The sequence below is a fragment of the Hoeflea algicola genome, from assembly GCF_026619415.1.
GTDB lineage: Bacteria > Pseudomonadota > Alphaproteobacteria > Rhizobiales > Rhizobiaceae > Hoeflea > Hoeflea algicola.
Window position 1 is genome coordinate 947,670 of the sequence record NZ_JAOVZR010000001.1, and the last position, 12,642, is coordinate 960,311.

The window sequence follows — 12,642 nt, forward strand, 5'->3', positions numbered from 1 at the left end:
CGCCCCCTTTAAGGGTCGTGTGCCGGTTCTCAGATTGGTTGCAAAAGCGGACGGGGGAGATATCAGAATGAAGAAAACTACCCGACGGCAAAGGAAGCCCTGAATGCCGTCAAGACGAAAAAGGATCATCCGCAAGTCAGACAACGTGGCAGCCCTGGAATAGATCTGGAAGGAACCCATTTCCAATACCTACAACCAGATGGCCATGGCATTCACCATGCAGCAGAAAGGCCAGATGAAGACAATCGCAGCCCTGTGCCCCGAAGGCATGGCTACACCCATGATCCAGTTCATCATCGGGAACTGGTCGTTGCTGACCGATCGTGTGGCCTCGCACCACGAGGTGGCAACGGCCCCGGCCCTGCCGAACGTGGCCCCCTGCTGAAACACCTGCCTGACGCCGTCAACCTGTACGCCGACGAGGACGCCTTGCAGGAGAAATTCGGCGAGGCTGACAAAGGGGTTGACCTTGTGCTCGAACCGGACAATAATTTGCAATTAATTTCACTGAATATGGAGAGCGAGCTAGTCAAGCCCACCGTTCCCGAAGAACAACCACACCAGCCTGGGTCCGTCGAAGACCTGCTGGCGATCATTTATCCAAGGAGGGTAACGAGTGATCGACAACCCGTACAAGCACGGAGAGCTTAACCCGAAGCACCATGGCCGGCTTGTGGCCGATCAGGGCAACTACGCCCGTGATTCAGGGATTGTGGAGCATTCGCCCACAGAGCCCCTCCTAAGCGAGGCGGGGCCATCCGAAAGGGCTACCACCCCGAAGAGCCTCCGAAATCACGCCCATGGAGGTGCTGTAGCCGGTTTATGCTGCGCTAGAGCCAAGACCTACCCCACTCCCGAACGGCGCATGGCGTCATTGGCCGCCTGTCTAGTGAGACGTTTCATCCGGGCCCGAGTCATGACCCTCGGGACGCTGATGAGCCAGTTCGAAGACGGCCTTCTGCCCGACCTATCCTGCATCCTGTTTCCGAATTTCTATTACCCCAAATACAAGGCGGGGGGTCTGGCGGCATGGCATGTGTCAGTCATGGTACCCTGGGGTGTCAAAGCAGAAACTGCGAAGGAACGGGGTTTCGCGGTATTCACCTACCCCGAGTTCATAGCGAGGTTTTTAAGCGCAGATGCACTTGAACATAAGCATTACTCGACCCCGTCCACGGACGCGGTGCATCACCCGGCGTACCGTGCTGCGGCAGGGCCTGAACAACCCCGCATTGTTACTTTTAAGGCCATTTCCGACGGCGAGGCACGCCTAGCCTCAAGGTCCTGTGTTACGCACTATCGGAAGCACCCAATCTGTTTAGGAAGTTTTTCGCGGCTATCTTTTTTGGCATTTTCCGAATGCTGAGTAGATTAGTCATAGGACATTCAACTGGGATCCGAAGTTATGAGTTCTGATGAACTGAGCAAGAAAGTATCCGACCTCGCAAAAGACCTGGACAAGCAGTTCATGGAGTTGGGCAAGACCCTGCGCGACGTGAAAGATACCGACAGTGAATTGTTCCGCCAGATGGCTGCCGACACTGGCATTGGCCTGCGCAAAGCCTATTACCTGGTCAAGGTCTTCGAAGCGTTTGACAAGCTGCATGTGCAGCCCAAGCGCCTGCGCCAGATTGGCTGGACAAAGCTGATGATCCTGAGCGCCCACGTCACGAAACAGAATTACCGGGACCTCCTGGACCTGGCTGAAAAGATGACAGCACGAAATCTTCAATTGCACCTGAAGGGTGAAGATACTGAAGACAACAATCATGCTGTGCTGATGTATTTCACGCCTGAGCAGTACGGGGTTCTCCGTGACGTCCTGGTCGAGCATGGGGCCACCCAGCAAGGCCGGGGTCTTCTGGACAAGGAAGCCGCACTGATGCGCCTGGTGGAGCGGTCAACCCGCCCCCACTGACCCACAAATTTTATGATCGTTTGCAGACCTTGCAGTAAGGTTTGCTCACGACACCACTGATTTGCAATTAACTGCAATCTTTGACCAGGGAGTTGGTAATGGAAGACCTCGAATTTATTCGCTATTGCGAAGTGCATTGTGAGACCCAGCGAGCCGGGTACGTGCTGATGGGCAAGTGCGAGTACTCGAAGATCGCTAAGGATTACTTCATCCAAGAGATTGCCACGCAGGTTCTCGATCTGAACAACGCCCTCGATCCGACCTCGGCCAAGGTGCTGAACGTACTCGAGATAGCTGCAAACTCCTACCGGTACTCGATCGGGCCTTACACCCGGATCGAGTTCTGCGACCTCGACTGAGGCACCGCCCGAACAAATGCAATTAATGTCACTCGAATAAGGAAACGACCGATGCCTGCCCACGCGAAAGATAAGCAGTCAGTGGCAAGCATACCGCCGTTTGGTTTGAGGATGCAGCCAGACCTCAAAGAGAAGCTGGCCAGTGCTGCTGCAGCCAATCACAGGTCATTGAACGCCGAGATCGTCGACAGGCTCGTGTCCTCGTTGAACCCCGGGGTCTCGTCGATGACCATGTTCCCGGGCATGCTCTCCGAAGAGCAGTACGTGGCCATGGCCATGGAGAAGGTCGTACACAACGTCCAGCTCATAGAGGCAGTGTGACGGTAGCCACCAAGCCCAAACCTGAGCTGCTGAAGCTGTACAAGGCGCCCTGGCATGTCTCAATGGACGGGATCAGGGATGATAACGGTGTGTGGATCGCCGCAGTCGCAAACCCTGACATGCAGTACCAGCTTGTTGAACTGGCAAACTATGCTGCAGGCGTAGCGGGGATTTCCTCGCACGCGAAAGCTCCGTCCGTAACCACCAAGGCCGAGGGCGCCTAGATGCCGGACCAGGTAAGGAACTCGTTCGCCACCACGATACGTGACGCCCTCAAACTCAAGAAGGTCATGATCGCCCGAGGTCTCACACGGGCTCAGGCCAAGTGCCCGGAATGCGACGGCATGGTTCAGGGTCGCCTGGCCGGCCCGAAGAACCACATGCGGTTCTGGTGTGACGGGACGTGCAAGCGCAGCCTGATGGAATAGCCATGACCGAGTTCAGTGCAATACATTCGTTGAACGAACTGATCGAACAGTCCGACCTGCTGAAGCGGTACCCCTGGCTGAGCGCCAAGCTCTTGTCACGGTGGGTGAACGGTGAAAAGATTCGACGGTACACGCCAAGGCAGAACCAGCATGTTTATGTCGAAGCGGACATTCTGCAGGCGATCGAGCGGGAGATGGGATCATGCGAAGAGACGAAAGCCCCTTTGAGTTCAGAGGACAATGGATCAGCCTCGAAAACGGAAGGTCCAGCTGGTACCGGTGCTGGTACCCTGACGGAGGCGGAAAGGTTGTACGCCGAAGCCTCGAAACGTCGTCTGTTGAAGAAGCAAAAGAACGGCTGATCGAACTGCTATCGGGCATGCCCACCAGGTCAGAAGCCAGGCGCTCGCCACAGGAAGTCCTTCTCAGTGACGTGCTCAATCATTATGTCGAGCACAAGTACCCGCCAGCCAGTAGGGCAGCCCAGCTGATCATACTAGGTCTGGAGGACGTCACGCCCTACCCGAAGGTGTCCGATCTCACGCTGACCAATCAGCGGCGGGTATGGAAGCACATCTATGAAACCCACGGGCTAAAGGCCAAGTCGATCTCGACCTATATGATCGCCCTCAGGGCAGCCGTGAACTATTCGGCCCGCCCACAGATCGTTGAGGTCGACGGGAAACTGGAAGAGGTCCAGCTTCTGAACGACACGATCCCCGTGATGTGCAACCAGGATGAGATAGCCGATTATCTTGGCGCCGAGCGCAGTGTTGGACGGGCATTCCTGCCGACATTTGAACAGGTCGCCAAATGGATTGATTCGATCGAGCACGAGTCCGATTTCAGGTATGTCGTGATCGCCCTGAACACCTGGGCCAGAAACTCAGCCATCTTTGACATGCGGGTCAACGCACAGATCGACTTCGAATATGGCCTGGTCAACCTCAACCCGGAAGGTCGCAGACAGACCAAGAAGCGTCGGCCAGTGATTCGCCTCACGAACAATTTGCGGAGCTGGCTCAGGTACTGGGGGACAACCGCCCGATCAAGCAATACCAGGATACGGTTGAGAAGCGCCTGAACGCAATCGGACCAACCATCGGAATGCCAGAGTTCGTCTGCTACACGCTACGCCATTTCATGGCGACCCAGTGCCGGCGCACCACGGCCGAGGTCACGAGAGAGATGCGATCGAAGTGGATGGGGCACGTTGTGACCGAAGGATCTGCCACGACAGCTTGGTATGAGCAGTTCGACCCGGATTTTCTTGAACCGGTGGCCCAGGCAACGGACGAAGTGCTCTCACGAATCAACGCCCACACCCGCAAGCGGTCACTGGTCACACCCACAGTCGGGATTGCAGGTAATCAAGGGTGGCCAGGAAAACTGAGTCTATTCAGTGGGATAGTTGGTCGGAGCGGCAGGATTCGAACCTGCGACCCTCTGGTCCCAAACCAGATGCGCTACCAGGCTGCGCTACGCTCCGATGCCTAAGGCGTGGTCCGGATACACCGGAACGGACTGCCCCGCAACTCTAAAACACCGCTTCGAGATAAAACCTGTCAATCAGTTGCCGATAACCCGGTGACGGACCATGTCACCGACGGAAATACCAGCTTTCCCGGCCGCACCAGCATTGAGCTCCAGCACATATTTCACCGGACCCGGTGATGGGATGATCGCTTCCGAAAAGGGCGTCGTGTCGGCCGCTATGCCCACCACCGCGCCCTGTTCATCGAGAAACAGCATATCCAGCGGCAGTGGCGTGTTCTTCATCCACATCAATACCTGCCGGGTTTCCTCGAAACGAAACAGCATGCCGTGGTTCGAGGCCATGGTTTCCCGGTTCATCAGACCGGTTGACCGGTCTGCCGGCGTCAGCGCCAATTCCACAGTAAACTCGACCGGGCCGGTGCTGGTCACGATCACCAGCTTCTCCGAATCAGTCGGAAGCGCCAGCGCCAACGTCGCAACACCGACCGCCAGCATCAGCGCGGCACATAGCATCCGGGCCAGCCGAATTGCCGCGCGCGGCAGGATGTCAGTGAGATTTGGGAAGCGGCGCATCGATATCCGGATGTATTTCGGCGGCCATCAGGCCTTTGTCGCCATCACCAAACCGCACCAGAACCACCTGCCCCGGCCGCAATTCAGTCAGGCCATACCGCCTCAAGGTTTCCATATGGATGAAAATGTCCTCGGTCCCCTCGCCCCGCGTCAGGAAGCCGAAACCCTTGGTGCGGTTGAACCACTTGACGATCACCCGCTCAAGCCCGCTCGAAGCGGTAACCTGAACATGGGTACGCACCGGCGGCATCTGCGACGGGTGAATAGCGGTCGAGGTGTCCATGGAAAGAATGCGAAAAGCCTGGTAGCCGCGTTCACGCTTCTGGATTTCACAGACGATGCGGGTGCCCTCCAGAACGGTCTGGTAGCCGTCGCGGCGCAGGCACGTCACGTGCAGCAACACATCTTCCATACCGTTGTCGGGGACGATGAAACCAAAGCCCTTGGCGACATCGAACCACTTGATGACACCGGTGATCTCAATAAGATCCACAGCATCAGCATATGCCTCTGCATCAACCTCGGTCTTCTCTGAGGACCTTTCCCCCATTCGAATGCCTCTCCGATACGCGCCACATGAAAATGAAGTGATTCTGCTACAAAACATTAACATTGTATTGACCAGACTGTGCAAGCCCCGGCAGAAAAACTAGCTGATCCTTCCACTTCTATCGTGTTGCCATTGCCTCAAACGTAAACCTGTCTATCGTTCTCACACTCAAGAATCATGGGATTTGCCAATGCGTTATCTGCACACGATGGTCCGGGTTACCGATGTCGACGCGTCGCTGGATTTTTATTGCAACAAGCTCGGGCTTGTCGAAATCCGGCGCACCGAGAACGAATCCGGCCGCTTCACGCTGATCTTTCTCGCCGCTCCCGAAGACAAGGAGAGTGCTGCTGCCAATAGTGCGCCGATGCTCGAATTGACCTATAATTGGGATCCGGAAGAGTACCCGGGCGGCCGTAATTTTGGCCATCTCGCCTATGTGGTGGACAACATCTATGAGCTTTGCCAGTCGCTGCTGGACAATGGCGTGACCATCAACCGGCCGCCGCGCGATGGCCACATGGCCTTTGTTCGCTCGCCTGACGGCGTCTCCATCGAGTTGCTGCAGAAGGGCGAATCACTGGCACCCGCCGAGCCGTGGGTGTCGATGAAGAACACGGGGTCCTGGTAACGGCGCACCAGCGCACACGGCATGCTATTGAACGAAAATGTCTGATCGCAAGGCTCACGCAACGATAGCGAGCCATGTTACTGAAATTGTCATGGTTTTGCCGCATTTGCGACGCATCGCATCCGTGTGGCGATGACCGTCTTCTGTATCGCCCGGACTGAGGGATTTGTCCGGCGATACGGTACCGTATCTGAATGACCAACCTTCCAGGGCCTACGGGTCTGCCAATCGCAAACGATCCGGGGGCCGCAGAGATTGCATAGGGGCGAAAAATCATCAGCCGGAACCCGTCTGCCCTTGCGTGCCTGGCTATTGGCGGGCGCCGCCATTGCCCTGAGTGGATGCGTATCGGTCAATGATGATCCGTCGATGTATGCGAGCCAGGGCTTTGCGCCCGGCGCGCCCAACATGGCCAATTCAGCCTCATCGGGAACCTCCAGCGACAGTTTGATCGTGGCGGCACTGGAATCGGCCTCCGATGCACCTGCTCCCGTGCCACCACCCGCAGCTGATGCGCAAACGGCGTCCCTGCCGGCGAATGAAGCAACCGACAGCGCGACGATCCAATCGCTGGTTCAGGCCGACACTGCGGTTGACGCCCTTAATCGCGGAATCACCCAGACCCAATCTGCTCAACCGGTGGCCAATCTCTATAGCGCGCCCGCGGACCCTTCTCAGGTGGCCGTGGTGCCAGAACCCGCACCAGCGGAACCGGCGGCAGTCGCAAGTGCTGCGCCCGAGGTTGAAGAACAACCCGCAGCAGCACCAGTCCAGGAACTGGCGGTCGTGGCACCGCCGAAAAAGAAAACATTCTTTTCGCGCCTTTTTGGCTCTCAGACCAATTCATCCAAAAAGACTTCGCGCACCACCACAAAGCGCCCAACCTCATCAAGAGCACAGACCGCCAGCGTGGCCTCTGCCGGCGGCAATGCTTTGCCGGGAGTGCGTTTGGCCGGCTTGATGGGCGTGACATCCGATGACGATACGAGAAGCAGCGATTCGGGCAACATACAGTTGGCCTCGGCGGCAGGCCTCGCCCGGCTCGCGCCCAACGGCCTGCATTTGCAGACTGAAAAGGTGAAGGTCGACTGTTTCTCGCCAAAACTGATTAGCGTCCTGCATACCGTCGAGCGCAAATATGGTCGCCCGGTCGTGGTCACCTCCGGCTACCGCAGCCCGAAACACAACCGCCGGGTCGGCGGCGCATCCGGATCGCGCCACACCACCTGTGAAGCCGCCGACATCCAGGTCGAGGGCGTCTCGAAATGGCAACTGGCCAAATACCTTCGCTCGATGCCGGGTCGCGGCGGCGTCGGTACCTATTGCTACACCGAATCCGTTCACATCGATATCGGTAATGCGCGCGACTGGAACTGGCGTTGCCGCCGGCGCAAAAAATAGGACTCATGATCCTGATTTTCTGAACGCTACCCGCGGCAAAATCCCAAAGACCAAAACCAAAAACTTTCGGACTACATTTTTTTACGGAGACATCAATTATCCGCTTGCGGTCCGAAAGTGGGCTGACTATAAGACGCCCAACAACGTACGCGCCCTTCGTCTATCGGTTAGGACGCCAGATTTTCATTCTGGAAAGAGGGGTTCGACTCCCCTAGGGCGTACCACCATTTTCAAGCACTTCGCTTGATATCCTCTTCTAAAATCTGAAGTTCAAGCAACCGCCCCAGCGGTGACGATGTCGGCTTGTCAATTGCTCACAGGCAAGCATGTCGCTCGCAGCGGCCAAGGCTCGCGACCGCGGGCAGGCATCTATCCTGCTACATATCAATAAGTCATTTGCGCTACGTCGGAACGAGAAGTCCGAATGGCTTACCGCGCCTGCGCGGCGTCGATCACCCGGATCTGGACCCGTCTTGCGCCCTGCCAGTGGTCCACGGAAATCGTTCCGGCCAGATGGAATGGCAGCCCACGCCCACCCAGCAGTGCCCGGCCCATATCAGTGTCGGCGGCACGGAAAGCGATACCGTTGAGCCTGCCCCCGTCAGGACCGGTGAGCGTCAGCTTGACGTGATTCTGGCCCACCACCCTGGCATCCGTAAGAATATGCGACGGCACCGCAAATATCGGTTGTGAATGGCCGGCGCCGTAGGGGCCGGCACGTTCGATCATATCAACCAAATCCACCGTCACGCCCGAGGCAGCCAACGCACCGTCGATCCTGAGCCGGTGTGACGCCGAGAGCCCGGCAACGGTCTCCGCCGCCTGCTCCTCGAAAAAGCCGCGCAACTCGCCAAGGCGCTTTTCCGAAACCGTCAGACCAGCCGCCATTGCATGGCCACCGCCCTTGAGCAGCAGGCCGGTCTCGACCGCCTTGCGCACCAATCGACCGATATCCAGCCCCGGTACGGAACGCCCCGAGCCGGTACCCTTGCCGTTGCCGTCAAAGGCAATGGCAAACGCCGGCCGGCGGTAGCGCTCCTTGAGCCGCGAGGCGAGCAGTCCGACAACCCCGGGATGCCAGCCCTGTCGGGCAGTCACGATGACTGACGGGCCGTCGCCGCTTGCCATTTCCACCGCCGCCTCGGCATCGGCTTCTGCCAGCATCGCCGCCTCGATTGCCTGACGCTCGCGGTTGAGTTCCTCTAGCCGCTCGGCAATTGCCTCAGCTTCAGCCGGGTCGGTCAGAGCCAGCAACCGGCTGCCAAGGGCCGCATCGCCAATACGGCCGCCTGCATTGATGCGCGGGCCGATCAGATAGCCCAGATGATAGGGCGAAATCGGGCCATTGACGCCCGCACGTTGCGCCAGTGCCGCCAGCCCGACATTGCCCATGTCGCGCGCCACCAGCATGCCCTTGACCACAAAGGCCCGGTTCAGTCCTTTGAGCGGCACCACGTCACACACGGTGGCCAGCGCGACAATATCGAGGCAGCCCATCAGATCAAAGCCTGTGGCGCGAGCGTCGCTGCGCTGGCGCAACAGCCGCAACGTTCCTACCAGCACCATGAACACCACCCCGCAGGCACACAGATGCCCGAGACCGGAGAGATCATCCTCGCGGTTGGGATTGACCAGCGCATGTGCCACCGGCAACTCGCTGGGCATCTGATGGTGATCGATCACCACAACCTCGATACCGCGGCGGGCGGCTTCCTGCAGCGCTTCGTGGCTGGTCGAACCGCAATCGACGGTGACCAGCAAATCCGCTCCACGATCGATCAGTTCTCCGATCGCCGCCGGATTGGGCCCGTAGCCTTCAAAAATCCGGTCGGGAATGTAGATCTCGCTAACAATACCGAAATGGGTCAGAAACCGCTGCATCAGCGCCGAAGATGCCGCGCCATCCACATCGTAGTCGCCAAACACCGCAACCCGTTCATTGCGTGCAATCGCGTCGGCCAGGCGCTCAGCGGCCTTGTCGCAATCTGTCAGGCGTGACGGATCCGGCATCAATGTCTTGATCGTCGGGTCAAGGAACGCCAGTGCATCGCCCATGGCCACGCCGCGCCCCGCCAACACCCGCGCGACGACATCCGGAAGCCCGGTCGTCTGGGCAATAGAGATTGCCTTGTTCTCCCCAGCCTGATCCAGCCGCGCAACCCACTTCTGGCCGGAGAGCGACTGTTCAACGCCTAGAAATGCCCGATCAGATCCGCCGCTTGCCGTCATTGCCAACTCAACTCGCCATCACCGGTTTCAAACCAAAAGCCCCGCGCAGGCACAGACTCCACCGGAGCGCTCTGCTCCTTTGCTCATAGCGCATTCGACCTGTCACAGCAAAACGCGCGGAGGCATTGCTCTCCGCGCGTTCCGATATCCATTCCATGACGGAAAATATCAGTCGAACTTTGACAGGTCCTGGTGCCGCGCCTTGATCTCGCGCACCGTGCGCGAAGACGAACGCATGACAATGGTATGGGTGATAATCGCGTCGCGGGTAAAGCGCACGCCATGCAGCAGATTACCGTCGGTCACACCGGTTGCGGCAAACAAAACGTCGCCGCTGGCCATTTCTTCCATCGTGTAGATCTTGTTGGGATCGGAAATCCCCATCTTGGCGGCGCGCGCCACCTTCTCATCGGTATTGAGCTGCAGCCGGCCCTGCATCTGTCCGCCAATGCATCTGAGCGCCGCTGCCGCCAGCACACCCTCAGGCGCACCACCGATACCGATATAGATGTCGATGCCGGTTTCGTCCGGATCGGTTGTGTGGATTACGCCGGCCACGTCGCCATCGCCAATCAGGCGGATCGCGGCGCCTGTCGCCCGCACTTCCTCGATCAGTCGCGCATGCCGCGGCCGGTCGAGAATACAAGCCGTCACCTGGTTCACGGCTACACCCTTGGCGCGAGCCACGGCGTGGATATTGTCGGTCGCACTCGCTTCAAGCGCCACCGTATTGGCCGGATAGCCAGGCCCGATGGCAATCTTGTCCATATAAACGTCGGGCGCATAGAGCAGGCTGCCCTTTTCCGCGATCGCGATCACCGCCAGCGAATTGGGCAGGTTCTTGGCGCAGATCGTCGTGCCCTCGAGCGGGTCGAGCGCGATGTCGACCTTGGCGCCTTCGCGGTTGCCGACTTCTTCGCCGATATAGAGCATCGGCGCCTCGTCACGTTCGCCTTCGCCGATCACAACCACACCGTCGATCGGCAGACGGTTGAGCTCCGAACGCATGGCGTCGACAGCCACCTGGTCGGCAGCCATCTCGTCGCCGTGGCCACGCAACCGTGCTGCGGCAACGGCGGCGCGCTCGGTCACCCGTGCGATTTCGAGCGTCAGGATACGATCCAGACCGCTTGATTGTGTATGCGTGTCCGCCATTGCGCTTGTCTCCCGGCTGTGTCGTATGGCCGCTCATACCGCTTTAAAAGCCAGCAAGGCAATGTGAAACTCACATTAAAGCCTTTGTTTTCGCTGGTTTTTGAACGAAGCCAAAACTAAATCGATTAAGCCCGGCCAATATACCGCAGCTTTGTGACATTGCGCCGAAACGGCTGATCACATGCTCCGCGATCAGCTCCCGTTGGTGCGTTCGATGCGGATCACCTGAGGTTCGCCCGTCAGGTAACCTTCGGCCTTGATTCCATCCACCGCCGCGCGCACCCGGGATTCGGTGGTGGCGTGGGTGACCAGAATGACCGTCTGCGGTCCGGCTTCCGCACCACCGGGCCGCGCTCGCTGAACGATAGATTCCAGCGAAATATTGTTCTCGGCCATCCGCGTGGCGATCGAGGCGAATACCCCTGCCCGGTCATCGACCTTGAGCGAGATGAAATAGCCGCCTTCATGGCTCTGTATCTGCGCCCGCTGGTAGGGCTCGAGCTTTGCCACCGGGCGCCCAAGTGCCGGCGCATGCTGGTGACCAGGCCGGCTCTTGGCAATATCGGCGATATCGCCGAGCACCGCAGATGCGGTGGCGTCGCCGCCCGCACCGGGACCCGACAGCATCAATTCGCCCAGAATATCGGCCTCAATTGTCACGGCGTTGGTGACACCCTCGACCTGGGCGATCATCGAACCCTTTGGCACCATGGTCGGGTGAACCCGCTGCTCTATGCCGGTGGCAGTGCGCAAGGCCACACCCAGCAGCTTGATGCGGTATCCCAGTTCGTCGGCGGCATGGATGTCATCGATCGAAATATTGGTGATGCCCTCGATATAGACTTCGTCGCCGGCAATCTGCGTACCGAAAGCCAGGCTGGTCAGGATCGCCAGCTTGTGCGCTGTATCATTGCCTTCAATGTCAAACGCCGGATCGGCCTCGGCATAGCCAAGCCGCTGTGCTTCGGCCAGGCATTCGGCAAATCCCATATTGTCGCGTTGCATCCGGGTCAGGATGTAATTGCAGGTGCCGTTGAGAATGCCGTAGATCCGCTGGATCGAGTTTCCTGTCAGCGATTCGCGCATCGCCTTGATCACCGGAATTCCGCCAGCCACCGCCGCCTCGAAATTCAGCAGCACGCCGTTGTCTTCGGCCAGTCCTGCCAGCGCCACACCATGTTTGGCAAGCAGCGCCTTGTTTGCGGTAACCACATGCCGACCCCGTTCGAGCGCCGTAGCCACAGCCGCGTGCGCCGGATCGCCATCGCCGCCGATCAGTTCGACATAAACGTCGATATCGGCATCCCGCGCCATTGTCACCGGATCGTCAAACCAGGCGATGCCGTCGAGATTGATTCCCCGGTCGCGGCTGCGGTCACGCGCACTCACCGCGATAATGCGGATTTCACGACCGCAGATATCGGTCAGCAGATTGTGCCGGGTGGTAATCGCGCCAAACAGCGCGGCGCCGACGGTTCCCAGTCCTGCAATGCCGATTTTCAGGGCATCAGTCATATCAATGGTCCACCTGTGTGAAAGCTTCGCCAGCGATTGCAGCGAACTTTAGAATTTCATGGGCG

The 12,642-nt window shown here is 58.6% G+C and carries 15 protein-coding genes and 2 tRNA genes; 10 read left to right on the top strand and 7 right to left on the bottom strand.

Features of this window, described 5'->3' with window-relative positions:
• Nucleotides 1–189 precede the first annotated feature (189 nt).
• Nucleotides 190–498 carry a hypothetical protein gene (locus OEG84_RS04720; protein WP_267652660.1) on the bottom strand — a complete coding sequence of 103 codons (309 nt, stop codon included), beginning with the start codon at nt 496–498 and terminating at the stop codon, nt 190–192.
• 907 nt (nt 499–1,405) lie between these two features.
• On the opposite strand from OEG84_RS04720, the gene OEG84_RS04725 reads away from it, so the two are divergent.
• The 7 genes from OEG84_RS04725 to OEG84_RS04755 all read left to right on the top strand — a co-directional run bounded on the left by OEG84_RS04725 (nt 1,406) and on the right by OEG84_RS04755 (nt 4,110).
• Entirely contained in the window at nt 1,406–1,918 is a 513-nt protein-coding gene (locus OEG84_RS04725; protein ID WP_267652661.1) for a hypothetical protein, read from the top strand.
• Nucleotides 1,919–1,998: 80 nt separating this feature from the next.
• Nucleotides 1,999–2,277, top strand: coding sequence for a hypothetical protein (locus OEG84_RS04730; protein WP_267652662.1), 279 nt, complete (start codon nt 1,999–2,001; stop codon nt 2,275–2,277).
• A gap of 51 nt (nt 2,278–2,328) precedes the next feature.
• Nucleotides 2,329–2,598, top strand: a complete 270-nt coding sequence (locus tag OEG84_RS04735; protein ID WP_267652663.1) for an Arc family DNA-binding protein — start codon at nt 2,329–2,331, stop codon at nt 2,596–2,598.
• Entirely contained in the window at nt 2,595–2,822 is a 228-nt protein-coding gene (locus tag OEG84_RS04740) for a hypothetical protein (protein WP_267652664.1), read from the top strand. The genes OEG84_RS04735 and OEG84_RS04740 overlap by 4 nt, the downstream gene beginning before the upstream one ends.
• A complete protein-coding gene (locus OEG84_RS04745) occupies nt 2,823–3,026 on the top strand; it encodes a hypothetical protein (RefSeq protein WP_267652665.1) in 204 nt (67 codons plus the stop codon).
• Nucleotides 3,027–3,028: 2 nt separating this feature from the next.
• Nucleotides 3,029–3,388, top strand: coding sequence for a hypothetical protein (locus tag OEG84_RS04750; RefSeq protein WP_267652666.1), 360 nt, complete (start codon nt 3,029–3,031; stop codon nt 3,386–3,388).
• A gap of 17 nt (nt 3,389–3,405) precedes the next feature.
• Nucleotides 3,406–4,110 (top strand): hypothetical protein, encoded by a 705-nt coding sequence (locus OEG84_RS04755; RefSeq protein ID WP_267652667.1) that lies wholly within the window; start codon nt 3,406–3,408, stop codon nt 4,108–4,110.
• A gap of 328 nt (nt 4,111–4,438) precedes the next feature.
• Here the strand turns inward: OEG84_RS04755 and OEG84_RS04760 are convergent.
• The 3 genes from OEG84_RS04760 to OEG84_RS04770 all read right to left on the bottom strand — a co-directional run bounded on the left by OEG84_RS04760 (nt 4,439) and on the right by OEG84_RS04770 (nt 5,646).
• Nucleotides 4,439–4,515: transfer RNA gene (locus tag OEG84_RS04760), tRNA-Pro, on the bottom strand.
• 80 nt (nt 4,516–4,595) lie between these two features.
• Nucleotides 4,596–5,096 carry a DUF192 domain-containing protein gene (locus OEG84_RS04765; RefSeq protein WP_267652668.1) on the bottom strand — a complete coding sequence of 167 codons (501 nt, stop codon included), beginning with the start codon at nt 5,094–5,096 and terminating at the stop codon, nt 4,596–4,598.
• Entirely contained in the window at nt 5,071–5,646 is a 576-nt protein-coding gene (locus OEG84_RS04770; RefSeq protein ID WP_267652669.1) for a cold-shock protein, read from the bottom strand. Before OEG84_RS04770 ends, OEG84_RS04765 begins: the two co-directional genes overlap by 26 nt.
• Nucleotides 5,647–5,836: 190 nt before the next feature.
• Here OEG84_RS04770 and OEG84_RS04775 point away from each other — a divergent pair, with 190 nt between their 5' ends.
• The 3 genes from OEG84_RS04775 to OEG84_RS04785 all read left to right on the top strand — a co-directional run bounded on the left by OEG84_RS04775 (nt 5,837) and on the right by OEG84_RS04785 (nt 7,902).
• Nucleotides 5,837–6,277 carry a VOC family protein gene (locus OEG84_RS04775; protein WP_267652670.1) on the top strand — a complete coding sequence of 147 codons (441 nt, stop codon included), beginning with the start codon at nt 5,837–5,839 and terminating at the stop codon, nt 6,275–6,277.
• A 297-nt stretch (nt 6,278–6,574) separates the two neighbouring features.
• Nucleotides 6,575–7,678, top strand: a complete 1,104-nt coding sequence (locus OEG84_RS04780) for a YcbK family protein (RefSeq protein WP_267652671.1) — start codon at nt 6,575–6,577, stop codon at nt 7,676–7,678.
• 149 nt (nt 7,679–7,827) lie between these two features.
• A tRNA-Glu gene (locus OEG84_RS04785) sits at nt 7,828–7,902 on the top strand.
• A gap of 205 nt (nt 7,903–8,107) precedes the next feature.
• Here OEG84_RS04785 and recJ read toward each other — a convergent pair.
• From recJ to OEG84_RS04800, 3 genes are all read right to left on the bottom strand, one after another.
• Nucleotides 8,108–9,907: a single-stranded-DNA-specific exonuclease RecJ gene (gene recJ / locus OEG84_RS04790; RefSeq protein WP_267652672.1), complete on the bottom strand. Its 1,800-nt coding sequence runs from the start codon at nt 9,905–9,907 to the stop codon at nt 8,108–8,110.
• 168 nt (nt 9,908–10,075) lie between these two features.
• Entirely contained in the window at nt 10,076–11,062 is a 987-nt protein-coding gene (glpX, locus tag OEG84_RS04795) for a class II fructose-bisphosphatase (RefSeq protein ID WP_267652673.1), read from the bottom strand.
• A 192-nt stretch (nt 11,063–11,254) separates the two neighbouring features.
• Nucleotides 11,255–12,577, bottom strand: a complete 1,323-nt coding sequence (locus OEG84_RS04800; RefSeq protein ID WP_267652674.1) for a homoserine dehydrogenase — start codon at nt 12,575–12,577, stop codon at nt 11,255–11,257.
• Between the last annotated feature and the right edge of the window lie 65 nt (nt 12,578–12,642).